Source organism: Amycolatopsis sp. NPDC050768 (assembly GCF_040654155.1).
Classification (GTDB): domain Bacteria; phylum Actinomycetota; class Actinomycetes; order Mycobacteriales; family Pseudonocardiaceae; genus Amycolatopsis.
This window is the reverse complement of sequence record NZ_JBFAHL010000011.1, coordinates 323015-341260: the sequence shown is the minus strand read 5'-3', so window position 1 is coordinate 341260 and position 18246 is coordinate 323015. Positions and strand designations below refer to the sequence as shown.

The 18246-nt window shown below is 69.5% G+C and carries 21 protein-coding genes; 12 read left to right on the top strand and 9 right to left on the bottom strand.

All coding sequences use genetic code 11. The features are described 5' to 3' along the window. Nucleotides 1-5 precede the first annotated feature (5 nt). Nucleotides 6-794 (bottom strand): AraC family transcriptional regulator, encoded by a 789-nt coding sequence (locus AB0H62_RS30855; RefSeq protein ID WP_220243303.1) that lies wholly within the window; start codon nucleotides 792-794, stop codon nucleotides 6-8. A gap of 92 nt (nucleotides 795-886) precedes the next feature. Between AB0H62_RS30855 and AB0H62_RS30850 the strand changes: the two genes are divergently transcribed. Genes AB0H62_RS30850 through AB0H62_RS30835 form a run of 4 tightly spaced genes read left to right on the top strand, consistent with a single transcriptional unit; the run spans nucleotide 887 to nucleotide 3616 of the window. Beyond that, nucleotides 887-1840 (top strand): DMT family transporter, encoded by a 954-nt coding sequence (locus AB0H62_RS30850; protein ID WP_360589883.1) that lies wholly within the window; start codon nucleotides 887-889, stop codon nucleotides 1838-1840. Then, nucleotides 1837-2772: a patatin family protein gene (locus AB0H62_RS30845; RefSeq protein ID WP_360589881.1), complete on the top strand. Its 936-nt coding sequence runs from the start codon at nucleotides 1837-1839 to the stop codon at nucleotides 2770-2772. The genes AB0H62_RS30850 and AB0H62_RS30845 overlap by 4 nt, the downstream gene beginning before the upstream one ends. Continuing rightward, complete coding sequence (locus AB0H62_RS30840) at nucleotides 2769-3281, top strand: PaaI family thioesterase (protein WP_220243306.1); 513 nt, start codon at nucleotides 2769-2771, stop codon at nucleotides 3279-3281. Before AB0H62_RS30845 ends, AB0H62_RS30840 begins: the two co-directional genes overlap by 4 nt. A 56-nt stretch (nucleotides 3282-3337) precedes the next feature. Continuing rightward, on the top strand, nucleotides 3338-3616 hold the full coding sequence (locus AB0H62_RS30835; protein ID WP_220243307.1) for a hypothetical protein: 279 nt from the start codon (nucleotides 3338-3340) through the stop codon (nucleotides 3614-3616). Here the strand turns inward: AB0H62_RS30835 and AB0H62_RS30830 are convergent. After that, nucleotides 3568-3924, bottom strand: coding sequence for an aldehyde dehydrogenase family protein (locus AB0H62_RS30830; protein ID WP_220243308.1), 357 nt, complete (start codon nucleotides 3922-3924; stop codon nucleotides 3568-3570). The two genes, AB0H62_RS30835 and AB0H62_RS30830, sit on opposite strands and share 49 nt — an antisense overlap. 394 nt (nucleotides 3925-4318) lie before the next feature. Between AB0H62_RS30830 and AB0H62_RS30825 the strand changes: the two genes are divergently transcribed. Together AB0H62_RS30825 and AB0H62_RS30820 are read left to right on the top strand one after the other, a co-directional pair. After that, nucleotides 4319-5080: a hypothetical protein gene (locus AB0H62_RS30825; protein ID WP_360589879.1), complete on the top strand. Its 762-nt coding sequence runs from the start codon at nucleotides 4319-4321 to the stop codon at nucleotides 5078-5080. A gap of 76 nt (nucleotides 5081-5156) precedes the next feature. Continuing rightward, the gene (locus AB0H62_RS30820) at nucleotides 5157-5957 is read left to right on the top strand and encodes a class II aldolase/adducin family protein (protein ID WP_360589877.1); all 801 of its coding nucleotides are present in this window, start codon (nucleotides 5157-5159) and stop codon (nucleotides 5955-5957) included. Nucleotides 5958-6273: 316 nt separating this feature from the next. Here AB0H62_RS30820 and AB0H62_RS30815 read toward each other — a convergent pair whose 3' ends face one another. Next, nucleotides 6274-7146, bottom strand: a complete 873-nt coding sequence (locus AB0H62_RS30815; RefSeq protein ID WP_360589875.1) for an alpha/beta fold hydrolase — start codon at nucleotides 7144-7146, stop codon at nucleotides 6274-6276. 93 nt (nucleotides 7147-7239) lie between these two features. Here AB0H62_RS30815 and AB0H62_RS30810 point away from each other — a divergent pair, with 93 nt between their 5' ends. Genes AB0H62_RS30810 through AB0H62_RS30800 form a run of 3 tightly spaced genes read left to right on the top strand, consistent with a single transcriptional unit; the run spans nucleotide 7240 to nucleotide 9169 of the window. Next, on the top strand, nucleotides 7240-7740 hold the full coding sequence (locus AB0H62_RS30810; protein WP_360589873.1) for a CGNR zinc finger domain-containing protein: 501 nt from the start codon (nucleotides 7240-7242) through the stop codon (nucleotides 7738-7740). Between the two features lie 24 nt (nucleotides 7741-7764). Then, entirely contained in the window at nucleotides 7765-8346 is a 582-nt protein-coding gene (locus AB0H62_RS30805) for a cupin domain-containing protein (protein ID WP_360589871.1), read from the top strand. Between the two features lie 10 nt (nucleotides 8347-8356). Continuing rightward, nucleotides 8357-9169: an MOSC N-terminal beta barrel domain-containing protein gene (locus AB0H62_RS30800; RefSeq protein ID WP_360589869.1), complete on the top strand. Its 813-nt coding sequence runs from the start codon at nucleotides 8357-8359 to the stop codon at nucleotides 9167-9169. Between the two features lie 4 nt (nucleotides 9170-9173). On the opposite strand, the gene AB0H62_RS30795 is transcribed toward AB0H62_RS30800, so the two are convergent. Further along, nucleotides 9174-9860 carry a nitroreductase family protein gene (locus AB0H62_RS30795; protein ID WP_360589867.1) on the bottom strand — a complete coding sequence of 229 codons (687 nt, stop codon included), beginning with the start codon at nucleotides 9858-9860 and terminating at the stop codon, nucleotides 9174-9176. 71 nt (nucleotides 9861-9931) lie between these two features. Between AB0H62_RS30795 and AB0H62_RS30790 the strand changes: the two genes are divergently transcribed. Beyond that, nucleotides 9932-10843, top strand: coding sequence for a LysR family transcriptional regulator (locus tag AB0H62_RS30790; protein WP_220243316.1), 912 nt, complete (start codon nucleotides 9932-9934; stop codon nucleotides 10841-10843). A gap of 86 nt (nucleotides 10844-10929) precedes the next feature. On the opposite strand, the gene AB0H62_RS30785 is transcribed toward AB0H62_RS30790, so the two are convergent. Both AB0H62_RS30785 and AB0H62_RS30780 read right to left on the bottom strand, forming a co-directional pair. Beyond that, nucleotides 10930-11778, bottom strand: coding sequence for a DUF427 domain-containing protein (locus tag AB0H62_RS30785; protein ID WP_360589865.1), 849 nt, complete (start codon nucleotides 11776-11778; stop codon nucleotides 10930-10932). Between the two features lie 148 nt (nucleotides 11779-11926). After that, nucleotides 11927-12643, bottom strand: coding sequence for an SDR family oxidoreductase (locus tag AB0H62_RS30780; protein WP_360589863.1), 717 nt, complete (start codon nucleotides 12641-12643; stop codon nucleotides 11927-11929). 378 nt (nucleotides 12644-13021) lie between these two features. Between AB0H62_RS30780 and AB0H62_RS30775 the strand changes: the two genes are divergently transcribed. Continuing rightward, a complete protein-coding gene (locus AB0H62_RS30775; RefSeq protein WP_220243319.1) occupies nucleotides 13022-13738 on the top strand; it encodes an SDR family oxidoreductase in 717 nt (238 codons plus the stop codon). Nucleotides 13739-13798: 60 nt separating this feature from the next. On the opposite strand, the gene AB0H62_RS30770 is transcribed toward AB0H62_RS30775, so the two are convergent. Continuing rightward, nucleotides 13799-15037 carry a cytochrome P450 gene (locus AB0H62_RS30770; protein ID WP_360589861.1) on the bottom strand — a complete coding sequence of 413 codons (1239 nt, stop codon included), beginning with the start codon at nucleotides 15035-15037 and terminating at the stop codon, nucleotides 13799-13801. A 205-nt stretch (nucleotides 15038-15242) separates the two neighbouring features. Beyond that, nucleotides 15243-16139 carry a LysR family transcriptional regulator gene (locus AB0H62_RS30765; RefSeq protein ID WP_220243321.1) on the bottom strand — a complete coding sequence of 299 codons (897 nt, stop codon included), beginning with the start codon at nucleotides 16137-16139 and terminating at the stop codon, nucleotides 15243-15245. Between the two features lie 109 nt (nucleotides 16140-16248). Between AB0H62_RS30765 and AB0H62_RS30760 the strand changes: the two genes are divergently transcribed. Beyond that, nucleotides 16249-17913: an MOSC and FAD-binding oxidoreductase domain-containing protein gene (locus AB0H62_RS30760; protein ID WP_360589858.1), complete on the top strand. Its 1665-nt coding sequence runs from the start codon at nucleotides 16249-16251 to the stop codon at nucleotides 17911-17913. Between the two features lies 1 nt (nucleotide 17914). Here the strand turns inward: AB0H62_RS30760 and AB0H62_RS30755 are convergent, their stop codons facing one another. Continuing rightward, the gene (locus tag AB0H62_RS30755; RefSeq protein WP_220243323.1) at nucleotides 17915-18133 is read right to left on the bottom strand and encodes a hypothetical protein; all 219 of its coding nucleotides are present in this window, start codon (nucleotides 18131-18133) and stop codon (nucleotides 17915-17917) included. Nucleotides 18134-18246: the final 113 nt, after the last annotated feature.

The following is an 18246-nucleotide window of genomic DNA, read 5'->3' as shown; positions in this document are numbered from 1 at the left end:
TGCCCTCATCGCCGTCCGGCGAACCGCGCCGGGCTCACGCCCAGCATGCGCTTGAAGTGCCGGGTCAGGTGCGACTGGTCGTAGAAGCCGACCTCGGGGGCGACCGCCGCGGCCGGCACACCGGCCAGCAGCAGCCGCCGCGCCAGCTCCACGCGACGGCCGGTGAGGTACAGGTGCGGCGGCAGCGAAAACCGCCGGGAGAACGCGCGGACCAGGTGCGTCGGGTCCGCGTGCAGCAGGCGCGCCGCCTCGTCGAGGGGCAGCCCGGCGACCACCCGCGAGTCCAGCAGGTCGCGCAGGTCGTCGGCCAGCCCGCGGTCGGGCTCACGGCGGACCACGTCGTGGCGCAGGTGTGTGCCGAGACGTTCGAAAATGAACGCGAGCCGGCTCTGCGCCTCGAACTCGTCGCCCGGCGCGGCGAGCGTGTCGTGCAGCCGGCTGATCCGGTTCGCCAGCTTCGGATCCCGCAGGTTCGGCTGGTCGGTGGCCGGGCCGATCAGCCGCGCGTCGAGCGCGTCCTCGGGCAGGTAGAGCACGCGCTTGCGGAACCCGCGCGGCGCTGCGGTGCGGCCGTTGTGCGGCACGTGCGGCGGCAGGAGCACGACCTGCGAACGCAGGGTGCCGTGCTCGTGACGGTCCAGGTCGTACTGGAGCACGCCGTCATCGAGGATCAGCAACGTCCACACGGTGTGCGTGTGCACGGGGTAGGCGTGCTGCACGAAGTGCGCGTGGAACACCTCGCTGATGCCGGGAACGCCGGGGCTCCAAGCGGTGATCTCGGATTCGCCTGCCATGCAAGGAACGTACAAGAAATCCGCGCGCGGGGCGGCGAGGATCGGTGTGATCCCCGGCCTTTCCCGTACCCGCAACGAAGTGGACCGAACTCATGCCCGAACAACGCGACGGTGGCGTCGCTCCGTATTCGTACCTGCTCATCACGATGGTGTTGTTCGGGGCGGCTTTCACCAGCTCGAAGGTCGTGGTGGGTGAGCTGCCGCACGAGGTCGCCGCGTGCCTGCGCTTCGGGGCGGGCGCGGTGATCCTCGTGGTGTTGTTGTGCGTGCGGCCGGGTTCGGCGCGCTTTTCGTGGCGTGACCTCGCCCGAGCCGGGCTGGTCGGGCTCGTCGGGGTGTTCGCGTACAACTTCTTTTTCTTCTGGGGGCTTTCCCTCGCCCCCGCGATCGACGGCACCATCATCGTGCCCGTGCTCAGTCCCGTGCTGACCACGCTGTACTTCCTCGTGACCCGCAAAGAATCGGCGTCCGGTGCGCGCATCGCCGGGCTGGTGCTGGGGATAGCGGGTTCGGTCGTGTTCTTCGTCGGTGTCGGTGGGGGTGGCACGGGGTTCAGCGGAACCCGCCTCGCCGGCGACTTCGTCTACCTGGCGGGCGCGGCGTGCTGGGCGGCCTACAGCATCGCGTCGAAGAAGGTGCTGAGCGGGATGGAACCGTTGCGGGCCACGACGTATGCCACGGGTGTGGGTGCGCTGGCGTTGGTGCTTGTCGCAATTCCCTCATTTTCTGGTACTGAGTGGACATCGGTCTCCACGCTCACCTGGGGGAACCTCGTGTTCCTCGCGGTCGGCCCGACAGCGATCGCGTACCTGTTCTACTACCGGGCGTTGCGGGCTGTCAGTCCCGTGACCGCGACGATCACCATGTTCGCGGTGCCCGTGTTCGGCACGGTGACTTCCGTGGTGTTCCTGGGTGAGTCGTTCACCACCATGCAGGTCGCGGGTGCGGTGATCACCGTCGTCGGGGCACTGCTCGCCGTCACCCAGGGAAAGATCTTCACCTCCTCTGAACGAAAAACCTCCGAACGAAAGAAGGTGCAACGGTGACCGACGCCGTCGTGGAGTTGCTGAGAGAACGCAGGCGCAGCGGGAGCACTCCCGGAAACCGCGATGACGGCGCTCGCTTGGTGTTGCTGATCGAGGGCGGGAGCTCGCGAGGTGCGTATTCGAGCGGCATGACGATCGCCATCGAACAGCTCGGGTTGCTGCCGATGTTCGACGCGGTCTACGGCAGCTCGGCGGGCGCGCTCAACGGTGCGTGGCTGCTGTGCGGACGCGCTGAAAGCACCCAGCACGCGTGGTGGGACCCGATGATCATGGGCCGGACCATCGACCCCAAGCGCATCCTGAGCCGGCGGCCGGTGGTGGACACGGAGTTCCTCGTCCACACCCTCTACACCGAGATCGTGCCGATGGGGTTCCGGGAGATCCTCGACAACCCCGTCGAGTTCCACCCCACCGCCACCGACGCGATGACCGGCGAGTCCGCGGACCTGCACGAGCACCTCCACGATCAGGCCGGCTTGCAGGCCGCGCTGCGTGCGTCGACGGCCATGCCCCTGCTCGCGGGCGAACCGATCGTGATCGGCGGACGACATTTCGTGGACGCCGGGGTGAGCGAATCCGTTCCCGTGCGAACAGCGCTTGCGCAGAAAGCAACACACCTCGTCGCGTTTCGCACGCGACGGTCGGACGAGGGCGCGGCGACGGCACCGTCGCGCGGTGAGCGGCTGGTCGCGTCACGCTGGTTCGCCCGCCACGCACCGGGAGCGCTCGAGACGTGGCTGGACCGCGCAGCGCTCAGAGCCGAAGAGGAACGACTGCTGGCTTCGCATCCCGCGACGCTGCAAGTCCGCCCGCCCGTCGGCAGCGCCCACATCGGCCGCACCGAGCGCCGCCCGCACCTGATGCGCGCCGCGGTGGACACCGGACTCCAAGCGGCGCTGAACGAACTCTCCGCGGTGAAGGAAACACCATGACCAACACCACCGATGCCGAGCGCGTGCGCGTCGTGTCCTGGGCCGACCACCTCGCATTCGCCACCGCGGCCGCCGAGCTCAGCGGGCTGGAGTTCCTTCGCGCCATGGCCCGCGGCGACCTCCCCTCCGCGCCGATGATGGACCTCGTCGGCCTCCGCCTGATCTCGGCGTCACCCGGCGAGACCGTCTTCCGCCTCACCCCGGGCGAATACCACTACAACCCGATGTGGACCGTCCACGGCGGCCTCTACGCCACGATGCTCGACTCGGCGGCCGCGTGCGCCGTGCACACGACCCTCCCCGTCGGCAGCGGGTTCAGCACCCTGGACCTCTCCGTCCGCTTCCTCAAGGCCGTCCGCATCGACACGGGCCCCATCACGGCCACCGGTCGCGTCCTGCACTCGGGACCCCAGGTCGTGCTGGCCGACGCACGCCTGGAGGACACCTCCGGCACGCTCCTGGCCACGGCGACGGCGAACTGCTTCGTGTCCCGAGCGTCCGGTACGTAACGAAGGAGACGAATGCCGCGATCGAGTGATCATCCCGCGGATCCGAGGAGCAGCCTGTGTCACCACGCGCCATCGTCGCGTTCGTCAGCGTCGCGGCCATCGTCATCGGGGTGTTCCTCTCGTTGCGCGGCCTCATCGGGGGCCCCGACTTCGTGACCCCGGCCGGCGCGGCGTGTGACCCCGCGTTCGCGTGGCAGGACGACTCACTCGGCGACTGCTTCGCCGTGGAGCGGCACAGCCCGGCGTTCGCCCTCGTCCTCGCGCACATCGGGCTCCTCGGGCTGATCTACGCGCGCCTGCTCATGACCCGGAAGAGGAAGCTCAGCGTGCGGTGACGCGGCCCAGGAAGGCGACCTCCGCGGCGACCGTGTCCGCGAAGCTCGCGCCGCCCTCGTAGACGTCGTAGTCGGTAGGCGTTCGTTTTCCCCCACGCGTGTTGGTTTTCTTTCGCGGCGAGGTAGGCGCGGTCGATGTCCGTGGAGTCGGCGACGGTGAACTCCGCGACCGCGGAGCCGTCGTGCGGGTTCGAGTCGCGCAGCTGTTTGCCGCTGCTACCCGCTCGCCCGCAAGCTTGGCCTGGCGCCGCCCGGTCCGGCGCGCGGCGATGGTGGCGGTGCCGTTGCTGCTGGTGGTTCTCGAACACGACTCGATGGCGCCGATCGGCCCGGCTCTGCGCCTCGCGGCCACCGCGCCGTCGGCCGAGCTGCACTGGGTTCCGGCGGCCACCGGCGGACGGTGTTCGAGCAGGCGATCCGGTACGTCGAGGACCACGGGGGCGAGATCACCGAGGTGATCATCGACGAACTCGGCGGCACCCGCCCTGAAGGCCGCGTTCGAGACCGGCCTGGTCGGCGCGATCAAGGCCGGCGGCCTCGCCGCGTTCGCGACCCGGTTCCGGCGCGCCGGAACCGGGTCGCGAGTGTCGTGTTCGACTACCGCGGCTTCGGCGGCTCCGAGGAGCAGACGCGCGACACCGACCGGTTCGCGGTAGACGCGGTTCTCCTTGTCCTCGATCGGCGAGGGCAGGACGCGACGAAGTGGTTTCCTTGCCGCGCCAGCGCGAGGACTACCGCACGGTCGTCGGCTTGGCGGCGGCCCAGCCGACGCTCGACGCGAGCCGGATCGTCGTGTGGGGCACGTCTTTCGCGGGGCTGCAGGTGGTGGATCTCGCCGTCACGGACCGGCGGATCGCCGGCGCGATCGCGCAGTCTCCGCTCGTCGACGCGGTGGCGGCCGCGCGGCTCGTTCCGACCGGCCAGTCGCTGCGGCTGTTCGGGCCGGCCGCGCAGGACGCGGTCGGCGGGCCGCTGGGCCGGCCGCCGCGGTACGCCCCCGGGGCAGGCGATCCCGGCGACCTCGCCATCGGCACCACGCCGGACTCGCGGTTCGGCGAACGCCTGATGACCCCGGACGAAGGCACGGTCTGGCGCAACCAGGTCGCCGCGCGGTCGCTGCTCAATGAACTGCTTGTCAAGATCGGCCCATCCAGCAGCCAGAGTCGAGATCATGCTCCACCGATGGCACGGCGTCGGCTCCGATCCCGCTGTGCGGCAAGGGAAATCGGTAACCGACGCCCAGGTCTGGCCGAACGACTACGGATGTCTGTCCCCGACGGAGTGACCACCCGGACAGACATCACTGACCGTTCAGCCCACTTTCGGGGCAAATCGCCCGGACGGGCGCACACTGTGACCGCGGAGCAGCCGCTCGCCCTCCCCCAGCTGCTCCGCCCCCTCACCGGCAGGTGGTGGCGGAGTCCCCCGAGACCCGTCACCGCCTGCTTTCCATTTGCCCTGTAGGAGACGTCGTTTGCCTCTTAGGCAAACAGTAGGCATAGTGCAGAGGAGCCAGCACCCCCCAGCGAGGAGGACGAGCGTGAGCATTTCCACCGAAGCACCGGAGTCCGCCTCCGCCGACCAGCTCGACCTGGGCGACCTGCCGGCGGAGGCGGGCACGGTCGAAGCCGAACGCGCGGCGCGCAAACGCGATCTCGCCGTGGCGTTGCGGCTGTTCGCCCGCTACGGCTTCGACGAGGGGATCGCCGGGCACCTCACCGTGCGCGATCCCGAGTTCCCGGACCGGTTCTGGGTCAACCCGTACGCGGTGCACTTCTCCCGCATCAAGGTCGGCGACCTGCTGCTCATCGACGAGAACGGCAAGGTCGCCGAAGGTTCCCGGCGGACGAACAAGGCCGCGTTCTGGATCCACTCCTCGGTGCACCGGGCGCGCCCGGACGTCGTGGCGGTGGCCCACGCGCACAGCGTGTACGGCCGCGCGTTCGCCGCGCTCGGAAAGGAACTCGCTCCGATCATCCAGGAATCCTGCGCGTTCTACGGCGATCATGTCCTGTTCGACGAGTACAAGGGTCTTGTGCTGGAGAAGACAGAAGGCGAGCGGATTGCCACACGTCTTGGTGGACAACGCGCAGCAATCCTGCGCCACCACGGACTGCTCACCGTCGGCCGGTCCGTGGCCGAGGCCGCGTGGTGGTTCATCGCCATGGACCGCGCGTGCCAGATGCAGCTGCTCGCCGACGCCGCGGGCACCCCGCGCGTCATGACGGACGAGGAAGCGACGCTGGCCCACCGCCAGTTCGGCAGCGCCAACATGGCGCGCCACAGTTTTAACATCATGGCCGAGGTCGTGGTGGAAACCGAACCCGATGTGCTCGACTGACACCGTTCGACGTTCCCCGCACAGTTCCCCGGGCACCGCCGAGCCACATCACCACGGCCCGCTGGTGCGCTTTTTCGAACAGCCCGCGTCCGAATCCGAAACCCGCCACTACCGCGGTTTCCTGGCGCAGCGCACCGGCGGTTCCCAGGTCCGAACCTGCGCAAAGCCGGACACGGCCGGCCGCCCGGAGTGCGGGCTCCGGGCGCCGGCCCGCCGGGGCCGCGGACCCTGCGCGGCGGGGATGGCGTCGCGCAAGGCTGGGCCGCCTGGAGGAAAGCCGGTGGCGGCAAGAGAAATCCCCCGCCACGAGGGAACCTCAGCGCGACGGAGCCACGCGGCCCAGGAAGTCGCGGATGTGGGCAGCGACCTCGTCGCCCGCGCTTTCGAGGAGGAAGTGGCCGCCGTCGAGGAGGTGGACTTCGGCGTGGGGCACGTCAGTGGAGAAAGCGGTGGCGCCGTCCGGGCCGAAGATCGGGTCGTTCTTGCCCCAGACCGCGAGGACGGGCGGCTGGCTCTTGCGCAGGTACTCGTGCAGCGCGGGGTACAGCGGCGGGTTGGTGGCGTAGTCGCGGAAGAGCGCGAGCTGGATCTCGTCGTTGCCCCGGCGCGAAAGCAGCGCGAAGTCGTGGTTCCAGGTGTCGGGGCTGACGAGGGTCTCGTCGGGGACGCCGGTGAGGTACTGCCACTTCGTCAGGTCGAGGCTGAGCGCGCCGCGGATGTTGGCCTCGGTCTCGGCGTTCTGCTCGGCCTGGTAGTCCCACACGGTCTTCCAGAAGCCGTCGACGAAACCGGCGTCGTAGCCGTTGCCGTTCTGGGTGATGATCACGGTGATGGAGTCGGGGTTGGCGAGCGCGAGGCGCCAGCCGATGGGGGCGCCGTAGTCCTGCACGTAGATCGCGTAGCGGGTGACGTCGAGCTGGCGCAGCAGGCCGGCCGTGAGGTCCGTCAGCGCGTCGAAGGTGTAGCCGAACTCGTCGGCCGACGGCGCGTCGGACAGGCCGAAACCGAGGTGGTCGGGCGCGATCACGTGGTAGCGGTCGGCCAGCGCCGGGATCAGGTTCCGGAACATGAACGAGCTGGTCGGGAAGCCGTGCAGCAGCACGACCACGGGGGCGTCGGCGGGCCCGGCCTCGCGGTAGAAGAGCTGCCGGCCGTCGACGGTCGCATAGCGGTGGTGAACAGCGGTCATGATGCCTAACTCCTATCTGTGTATTTGATGGTTAGAACTCAAACAGGGTCTGCCTAACTTGTCAACCCCGAGTTTGCCGGTTAGCCTGAACTCGTGACCGACGAGAAGCTGCTGCTCGACCTGCTGAACACCACCCCGGTGCTCGACGGGACGCCGCACGACGAGCTCGCCGACGCCGAGCTGGGCCGCGAGTGGCTCACCGCCCACGGACAGCCGGCGTCCGCGCAGGAGTGGCGCGCGCTGGTCGACGTGCGCGCGGCGCTGCAGGACGTCGTGCGCGGCGACGCGGAGCCGGAAGCCTTGGCCCCCTTCGTCGACGGCCTCGGCTACCGCGCGGTCTTCGACGACGGCGGCATCAAGTGGGACCTCGACACCGCGCCCGGCCGCGCGGCCGCCTCGCGCGCGGTGCTGGCCTGGGACACGCTGCGCCACGCCAGCCCCGGCCGCCTGCGGCCGTGCGCGAACCCGGAGTGCCGCCGGTTCCTCATCGACCACAGCAAGCCGAACACCGCCCGCTGGTGCTCGATGGCCGTGTGCGGCAACCGCATGAAGGCCCGCCGCCACTACCAGCGAACCCGCCAGGCCGGCGCGTGACCGGCCGCCGGGTGGTGTCCGATCATGGGTGACGACAGCGACATCGACCGCCTGGTCGCGCGCAGACTCCAGCAGCTGCGCGCGGATCGCGGGCTCACGCTCACCCACCTCGCGGAACTCACGGGGATCTCCGTCGCCCACCTGTCGCGCCTCGAACGCGGGGAACGGCAGCCCTCGATCGGCAGCCTCCTGCAGCTCGCGCGCACGTACGGCATCTCGATCGGCAAGCTCGTGGCCGACCAGCCCGACGAGGACTACCACCTCGTGCGCGCCGGCCAGGGCGTGGCGCACGAAAACGCCGAGGGCCGCTACGAGGTGCTCAGCGGGCCGCGCGCCACCATCGCGGTGGTCGGGCTCGAACTGCCGCCCGGCACCGAAACCGGCGCCGTGCACCACACCGGCGAGGAATGGCTCCACGTCCGCGCCGGCGCCGTCGCACTGCTCCTGGGCGACGAGGAGATCTCGCTCAAGGCCGGCGACTCCATCCAGTTCGACTCCGGCCGCACGCACCGGCTGCACAACACGTCGGCCCGCGCCGCGCGGGTGCTCATCGCGTCGACCGCGTCAGCCGTCCACCATCCCGTGTCCGGTTCCGAACACCCCTGAGGAGGCAGACGTGCGTGTAGTCGCGTTGCGGCGTTACCCGGTAAAATCGATGCTCGGCGAGGAAGTCATCGAAGCAAGAGTCGACGCCGCCGGTCTCGACGGCGACCGCACGCTCGCCGTGATCGACTCCGACACCGGCTTCGTCGCGACGGCGAAGCACCCGCGCCTGTGGCGCCGCCTCCTGGAGCTCGCGGCCGAGACCGACGGCCGCGTGTTCATCACCTTCCCCGACGGCACCAAGCTGGCCGCCGACGACCCCGAAGCCGGCTCGCGCCTGTCGGACCTGCTGGGCCGCGCGATCACGGTGTCCGGAATCCGGCCCGACGGCGCGTCCGTGGAGCGCCCGGCACCGGAAGACGTGCTCGACAACGGCGTGAGCGCCGTGGTTCCGGCACAGACGCTGCAGATCGGGCAGGGCACGCCCGGCCACAACTTCGTGGACCACTCCCCGATCCACCTCATCAGCACCGCGACGCTGGATCACCTCGACACCGAGGCCATCCGGTACCGGCCGAATCTCGTCATCGCGACCCCGCCCGGCACCGGCGCGTTCGTCGAGAACCACTGGCTGGGCAAGGAAATCCAGTTCGGCGAGGCCGGCACGGGTGCGCGGCTGCGGGTCACGCTGCCCACGCCGCGATGCGCCGTGCCGTCGCTCGCCCACGGCACGCTGCCGCGCAACCCGCAGGCGGTGCGGGCGGTGATGGCGGGCAACCGCGTCGATGTCGCCGGCCTCGGCAAGGCCATGCCGTGCGCGGGCGCGTACGCCGAGGTCGTGCGGCCGGGCACGCTCCACCTGGACGATCCGATCACCCTGGCCTGACAGCTCAGTCGCCGACGAACACCAGCGCTTCGGACAGCGATTTCCGGGTGAGGTCCGGGACTTCGCAGTCGTCAGCCGGATAACCCACCGGGAAAACAATGTAGGGCCGCTCGGTCGCCGGGCGGTGCAGCACCCGGCCGAGGAACGCCATCGGGTTCGGCGTGTGTGTCAACGTCGTGAGCCCCATCGAGTGCAGTGCGGCGATGAAGAAACCACAAGCGATCCCGACGCTCTCGGACGCGTAGTAGGTCTTCTGCAGCTGTCCGTTCGGCAACACCCGGTGTTTCTGCGCGAACACGACCACGAGCCAGGGTGCGACTTCCAGGAACTCCTTGTGTTCGTCCGTTTCCAGCGGTGCCAGCGCGGCGCGCCACTCGGGGATCTCCCGCTCGCGGTAGAAACGTTGCTCTTCCTGTTCGGCGGCCACCCGGATCTGGTGTTTCACCACCACATCCTGTGTGGCGACGAACGTCCACGGTTGCTGGTGCGCGCCGCTGGGTGCGGTGTTCGCCGCGCGCACCGCGAGCTCGATCGCCTCGACCGGCACGGGGTCGGGCGAGAACCAGCGCACCGACCGCCGCCGATCCAGGTGCCGGTGGAACTCGGCACCTCGGCGCAACCCCTCGTCGACGGGCAGCCGCTGCGGGGCATACGGCACGAACGGGTATCGGTGCTTCCGCGTCTGAGTCACCCCAGCCACACTGCCAACCAGCGAATACCGAGTCCAGCTTGAAGAACTGAGCCCAGTTATATGCTGAGCTCATGAATCTGCCGAACGTGACGATCCGGCAGCTCGAATACCTGATCGCCGTCGCCGAAACGGGTTCGCTCACCACCGCGGCCACCCGCTGCCACGTCTCGCAGGCCGCCATTTCACTGGCCCTCACCGAGGTGGAACGCGCCCTAGGCCTGCGGCTGGTGATCCGCTCACCCCGGCGTGGTGCTTCGCTCACCGCGGCCGGCAAGCAGGTGCTCGCCGACGCGCGGCGGGTGGTCGGGGCCATGAGCGACCTCGGCGTGGAAGCCCGGGGCCTGGGCCAGGACGTGAGCGGCACGCTGGTCGTCGGCTGCTACGGCCCGATCGCGCCGTTCCACTTGCCGGCCGCCATCGCGACGTTCGAAAACGATCATCCGGACGTCTCGGTGCGCTTCGTCGAAGGCAGCTTGCCCGAGATCCAGGACCACCTGCTCGACGGGCGGTGTGAGATCGCGTTCCTCTACGAACAGGACGTCTACCCCGCGATCACCTTCCGGACCTTGTACGACCAGCAGCCGGCGATCCTCCTGCCTGGCAACCACCGGCTGGCCGGCCGTGAGTCGCTGTCGCTCGGGGAGCTGGCCGACGAGCCCTTCATCCTGCTCGACGTGCCACCGAGCGAGCGCTACTTCCGCGCCGTGTTCGAGTCCGCACATCTGGCGATGGTGCCGACACACCGGGCGCGAAGTTTCGAACTCGCGCGGTCGCTTGTCGCCCGTGGTCTCGGCTACTCGATGACCGTCCAGCAACCCGCGCTGTCGTATTCCTACGAAGGCTTGGCAGTGATCGCACTTCCGTTGTGCGAAAAGGCACCTTCGACGCCCGTCATCATGGGCTGGCCGGCCGGGGGTCCACTCACGCATCGCGCGCAGGCGTTCCTCGACCACTGCGAACGGCTGTTCGCGGAGGGCCGCTGACCACGGCGTTCCGGCCTCAGCGCCCTGACCTCAACGTCCTGGCCCGAACTTCCTGACCTGAACTTCCTGGCCTCAGCGTCTCGGCCTCAAGATCCTGAAGCGAACGCCCGATCGAGACCCGCCTTCGCTCCGCCCCGGCCGAGCATGTGGTGCAGCCGCTTGCCGTCGACGTACACCCCGAGCTTGTTCGGGTCGAACGCGACGAACCCGGCGACCGCCGCCGACTCGGCCGGCGCGTCCGCATAGGACCACGCGGCCCCGGACCGACCACCGATGGCGTAGTACGTCGCAACCCCCTTGTACGGACACCGAGTTCGCAAGGTCTCCTCGGACAACGCGGTCTCGTCGACGTCCGCACGCGGCAAGTACCACTGCGGCTCCCGGTCCGATTCGTACAACACCCGCGAGCGGCGCGACTTCGCGACCACCCGTCCGTCCATTTCGACCAGGACCTCACGCGAGGCGTTCCGCACGTCGATGCGGTGGTACGGGTCCGCCGCGTGAGCGGTGACGGGCTCGTCCTCCTCCTGGAACCCGTCCATCGCCCGCCACGAGAAGGCGACGAGGTTCGCGAACTCCGCGGCGTGAGCCGGCGGACGCACGTGCTGCCAGGCCGCGCCCTCGTGAACCCGGTCCCCGACGCGGACGGCGAACCACGCCGTCTTCCCGAGATCCGGGTGCAGCGTCGTCCGCTGCCGGAACTCCAGGACCTCCACTCGAACGTCCGTAGCCGGGAAGTACGCGACGGGGAACCGCCCCGGCGTGTGCAGGAGAATCGCGTCCTCACTGTCCGCGATCCACTCCCCCGCGAACCGCACCCGCAGCCTGCGCCGCAAGGGTTCGCGGTACGACAGGCGATCCGGCAACGCGTCGGGCACGAGGAACTTGCCTCGGAACACCTCCGGCTGCGCAGCGAGCAACCACGGTAGTGGCATTACGAACCTCCCTTCATCGTTTCGTTCCCCTCGACGCGACCGGAGCCAGGCCGGCGTTCTCCCGCACGGATCGGTGTCCGACACGCGCCAGGCCGCCTCGTGGTAACCCGAGATGCGCACGTTCAACTTCTGTCCACTGAGGACAGTGTCACACCAGCGGCTCGCCACCGTCGACGCCCAGCGACACCCCGGTCACGAACCCGTTGGTCAGCGCGAAGATCACGGCGTCGGCGATGTCCTCCGACGTCCCGATCCGCCGTGCGGGGTTGCTCGCCGAACGCTGCGCGAAGAGCGCGGCCTTCTTCTCGTCGCCGAGCGCGTCGTACGCGCCCGTGTCGATCGTGCCCGGCGAGACGGCGTTGACGCGGATCGGCGCGAGCTCCACCGCGAGCGCCTTGGTGAGCGAGTCGACCGCACCGTTGGTGGCGGCGACGGCCAGCATCCCGATCGACGGCTTGCGGGCCGTCGCGCCGGAGAAGATCACCATCGAGCCGTCGGCCGGCATCTTCGGGGCAAGGTGCTTCGCCAACAGGATCGGCCCGATGACCTTGGTCTCGAACGAAAGCGCGATCGTGCCCAGCGCGAGGTCGCCGACCAGGCCACGGGCGCGAGCCGACGCCGTGGACACGACGTGGTCGACCTGCCCGAGGCGCTCGGCGAGCGCGGCCACGCTGGCCTCGTCGGTCAGGTCGACCGTTTCGACCGAGATACCCGGATCGTCGTACGCGCCCTTGAGTTTCTCCTCGTCGCGACCCGCGACGACGACCTCCGCGCCGGCGGCGCGCACCGCGAGCACCACGGCCCGGGCGATGCCACTGCCGCGGCCGACGACGAGAACCTTGCGTCCCTTGAGGGATTCGGACATGAATGTGTCTCCTTTGAACAGTCCCGCGAGGAAGCGTAGGCCGGGGGCACGGCCCGCTCCATGAAAGTTTTGTGCCCGTGAGCGAGAGCCGGCGAATGTTTCGCGCGGCTTTTGCCTGACTCCGGCCGCCGTGTCCTTCCTCGTCCTGCCCGCCGCCTGACTAACGTATACGATGACGTTATACCCATTAGTCACCGCAACGCAAGACCCGTACTTTCAGCCACTCATTCGATCAAGGTCGACGACCGGCAACTCACCTAATGGTTGAAAGAGATCCATGCGCAAAACCTCACCTGACCTGCCATAACATCGATGGCTCCCGGACGCGCCGGGACCGTACGGTGGAAGAGTCCACAGAGGAGCACGGGAGGGACGGTCGTGGAGACAGCGCTGGAGAATCGCACGGTTCTGGTCATCGGACGACCGAGCGGCATCGCCCGGGCGGTCACGCTCGCCGCGCGTGCCGAGGGCGCCCAGGTCGTGGTCGCGGGCCGCGACAAGGCCAAACTGGAGCAGGCCTACGACGACGAAGGCATCCGCGCCGAAGAGGTCGACGTCACCGTCGACGCGTCCATCACCGCACTGGCCGAACGCCTGGGCTCGGTCGACCACCTCGTCACCACGGCGTCGTCGCGAGCCCGCGGCCGCCTCGAAGAGCTGGACCGCGACGCGCTGCGCCGCTCGTTCGACACCAAGGTCATCGGGCCCGTCATGCTGGCCAAGCACTTCGCCCCACACCTCGCCGAAGGCGGTTCCTTCACACTTTTCTCCGGTGTGGCCGCGTTCAAGCCCGCGGTCGGCTTCCTCGGCGTCGCCATCACCAACGGCGCGGCCGACTTCCTCACCCGCTCGCTGTCGCTGGAGCTCGCGCCGATCCGCGTGAACGCGATCTCCCCGGGCGTCATCGACACCGGCATCTGGGACGCCATGGGCGAAGAAGGCAAAGCCGCCTACTTCGAGCACTTCCGCACGCACAATCCGGCCCGGCGCATCGGCACCGTCGACGACATCGCGTCGGCCGTGCTGTTCGCGATGACGAACCCGTTCCTGACCGGCGTGACCCTGCGCGTCGACGGCGGCGAACCCCTGACCTGAGCCAAAAGAACACCACGGTGGCCTCGATTCCGCTCGGAATCGAGGCCACCACTGCTGAGATCAGACAGACGCGTCGCGCCCCAGCCGCACCGGCAGCTCCGCGTGACCGTTGGACAGGAACGAGCTCATCGGCACCAACCGCGTCGACGGCTCCGCGAACGCCAGGTCCGGGAACCGCTCGAACAACATCCGCAACGCCGTCGTCGCCTCGAGCCGCGCCAGTGGGGCACCGAGGCAGTGGTGGATCCCGTGCCCGAACGCCAGGTGCTGCTTCACCCCGCGCGTGATGTCGAACTCGCCCGCGGTCTCGCCGTACTCCGCCTCGTCACGCCCGGCCGCGGCGTAAGCGGCGAGGATCGCGTCCCCCTCGGGGATCACGACGTCACCCAGGTCGATGTCCGCCACCGCGTACCGCAGCGGCAGGTACGCCACGGGAGCCTGCCACCGCAGGGTTTCCTCGACGACGTCGCTCCACGTGCGTTCGCCGGACCGCACGAGCGCGAGCTGCTCCGGGTGCGTGAGCATCGCCGTCACGGCCTGGTCCAGCAGGTTCACGGTCGTCTCGTGCCCGGCGGTCAACATGAGAATGAGTGTGTCGACGACCTCGGCGTCGGTGAGCCGGCCGAAGCGGTCGGAGTCGGCCTGGATGATCGCGCTCGTCACGTCGTCGCCGGGCTGCGCGCGCTTCTGCTCGGCCAGGCCCGTGAGGATCCGGTACATGTCCTCGGCATTGGCCTGCGCGGCTTCGGGGGTGGTCGTCGTGTCGAAGACGGTGTCCACCACCTTGCGCAGGCCGGCGCGCTGCGAGTCGTCCACACCGAACAGCCGGCAGATGACCTCCACGGGCAGCTGATACGCGAAGGCCGCTCGCATGTCGACGACACCGTTCGTGCGGCCCAGCGAGGCCACCTCGTCGAGCAGCGTCGCCGTGATGCGTTCGACCCACGGCTTGAGCTCCATCGTCCGCTTCGCGGTGAAGCCCGACGCGACCAGCGAGCGCAGCCGCCGGTGGTCGCTTCCGTAGGCGGTGAACATGTTCTGCACCGACACCCAGAGCCGCAGCGGCCAGTCGGCGGCGATGCGGTCTTCCTTCCACGCGGCCCAGTGCTGGTGCGGGTCCTTGGACACTCTGCTGTCGGTCAGGAGGGACTTCAGCGTGCCGGCGTGGCCGACCGCCCAGGCGCGGACTCCGCCCGGCAGCTCCACCGCCACCGCCGAGCCGCCTTCGCGCAGCCGCGCGCCCTCCGCTTGGATGTCGGTCCCGTCGACGTCGAGTACATAAGCCTGCAGCTGATCCACGTACGCGCTTCTTCCGTGTTCGGGGGAACGCGCGCCGGACCACACGAAGCCGTGAGAATCCTTGCGGGAGAAGAGAGTCCGGTGTCGGTCCGCGCCCGCGAACCCACCTCGCGTTCCCGGTCGACAACCAGGTCGACCGCCAAGGTAGCCGCGTCAGGCGGTGCGAAACCCGCGTCGCCGAGACCGAAAGAATTCCGTCACACTCTCAGTTTGCGCGTGAGGGGCGGCCACCCGGCAACCCACGCCGACGCAGATCGCCCACGAACAGCTCGACCAGCGAGTCCGACGGCGACGCGACCACCACCACGATCTCCCGCTCCACCAAGGGATCCAGCCGCCGCACCACACCCGGCGGGCGAGCCGGCAGCGCGGAGACGGGCACGATCGTCACGCCCATTCCCGCGGCCGCGAGCTGCGCGGCCGTGCGCGGGCTCCTGGTCCGCAGCACGGGATCCAGCACCACGCCGTGTTCCGCGGCGAGCTGGTCGAGCCACACGGACAACCCGTTGTCGCTCACGAAGTGGACGAACGGCTCCGCCGCGAGATCCGCGAACGGCACCGACAGGCGTTCGGCGAACGGGTGGCCCGCCGGCGCGACGACCACCACCTCCTCCTCGCCGAGCACCTCGAGGTGCTCAGCGGTCTCGGACGGCCGCGGCCCCACGGCGACGTCGACCTCGCCCGAGGCCACGAGATCCACCATCCGGTCGGAACTCGTGTGCTCGCTGAGCTCGATGAGCACTTCGGACCGGCGCGCCCGCCAGTGCCGCAGCACCGGCACGAGCAGCCATGCCGTCATCGTCTCCGCGCAGGCGATCCGCAGCCGGCCCGCGCCTCCGGAGCCGATCTGGCGGCCCACGCGCACCGCGCGTTCGGACGCCTTCAACGCCACCCGCGCCTCTTCCGCGACCGCGTGGCCCGCCGCGGTCACCCGCACGCCGCGGCCCATCTTCTGCACCATCGGGGTACCTATCTCGCGTTCGAGCGAGGCGAGCTGGTGCGAGAGCGCGGGCTGCGACATCTGCAACGAGGCCGCGGCACGCGTCACCGAACCCTCTTCCACGAGGGCGACCAGACATTCCAGGGCGCGCAGCGTTGTCATTCGGAAAATCTAACAAGATCCTCCAGAAATTTCATGTGACGTGACCATTTCCCCGCTCCGGGGAAAACGCGTCCCGCAGTAGTTTGGCGCCATCGAGGAAGGAGCCCGAGTGCCAACGCTGGTGTCGGTCAACGTGGGAATGCCCAAGGACGTCGAGTGGAACGGCAGGATCGTCCACACCGGCATCTGGAAGAGCGCGGTCAGCGGTCCCCGGATGGTGCGGAGGCTCAACGTCGACGGCGACGGACAGGGCGACCCGTACGGCCACGGCGGCGAGCAGCGGGCAGTTTTCGTCTACCAGCTGGAATCGATCGAGTACTGGCAGGCGTACTTCGGGCACGACAGCTACGAGTTCGGGCAGTTCGGCGAGAACTTCACCGTCACCGGCCTGCCCGACGACGAGGTCTGCGTCGGCGACCGCTACCGCATCGGCGAGGCGGAGTTCGAGGTGACGCAGCCGCGGGTCACGTGCTTCCGCGTCGGCATGCGCCTGAACGAGCCGGAGCTGCCGTCGCTGCTCGTGTTCCACGGGCGGCCGGGGTTCTACTTCCGGGTGCTCAAAGAGGGCCACGTGCGGTCCGGCGACGAGATCGTGCGGACGCGGCGCGGGCCGCACGAGATGACCGTCGCCGATGTCGACGCCCTGCTCTACACCCCGAACCGCACCACCGAAGCCCTCGAATCCGCCGTCGACATCCCCGCGCTCAGCCCCGGCTGGCGCCAGTCGTTCCGGGACCTGCTCTGCCCGGCCGAGAAGCCCTCGGGTCCGGGCTGGACCGGGTTCCGGCCGCTCACCGTGGCGAAGCTCGTACGTGAGAGCGCGACCATCACGTCCGTGTACCTCGACGCGCCCGGCGAAACCCTCCCGGCCGCGCGGCCCGGTCAGTACCTCACCGTCCGGCTGCCCCGCGCCGACGGAACTCCGCTGGTCCGCAGCTATTCGCTCTCGACGATCGAGGGCTACCGCATCAGCGTGAAGCGCGACGGCGCCGCGAGCACGTACGTGCACGACGTGCTGAAGGCCGGCGACACCCTCGACGTGGCGGCGCCGCGCGGCGACTTCGTGCTGGAGCCGGGTTCCGGCCCGGTCGTGCTGCTGTCCGCCGGCGTCGGCGTCACCCCGGTCCTGGCGATGCTGCACCAGCTCGCCGCCGAGGAACCCGAGCGCGAGGTCTGGTGGATCCAGACGGCCCGGAACGCGGCGGACCAGGCGTTCGAGCTCGAAGTCCGCGGACTGCTCGCAAAACTGCCGAAGAGTCACGCGCACTTCTTCCACACCCGGCCGGAATCCGGCGCCGACGGACGGCGTGTGACCGGCCGGACGCTGAAGGAACTCGCCCTGCCGGCCGACGCGACCGCGTACGTCTGCGGCCCGCAGGGCTTCATGGACGACGTCCGCGAAGCCCTGGTTTGCGCCGACGTCCACACGGAACTCTTTGGCGCCCTCACCGCGATCAACCCCGGCGTTCGCGGAGCCGGCACCGTCGCACCGCACCAGCCGGACGGCCCGCCCGGAACCGGTCCCGCCGTCACCTTCGCCCGCAGCGGCCTCACGGTCCGGTGGCGCGACGACGCGAAAACCCTGCTGGAGCTGGCCGAAGCTTGTGCGGTGCCCACGCGCTGGGCCTGCCGCAGCGGCGTCTGCCACACCTGCGACACCCCGCTGCTCGCCGGGACGACGACGTACGACCCGGCGCCGCTCGAACTGCCCCCGGCCGGACGGATCCTCGTCTGCTGCGCCCGGCCGGTGACCGACGTCGTGCTCGACCAGTAGCTCACCGGCCGCGCAGGCGCGGGGACACCAGCCCCGCGATCGAGCACCCCATCAGGATCACGCCCAGCACGGCCACGACGACTTCCAGCGCGGGCCGGCCGACCGTGCTCGTGCTGAGCACCAGCACGGCCTGAACTGCCAGCGCGAGGCCGATGAGGAGCCAGAGCACGCACAGCCCCGCGGTTCGCGGGACCACGTGCCACCGAGTGCCAGCCGACATGAGAACTTCCCTTCGTCCGAGTCGGCTCCTGGCTACCCGGCGGCCCCGCCGGGTGAACCGGCCCACGCCGATCTTGATCGCACGGGCCGATTTCGTTGCTCGAACGGACAACG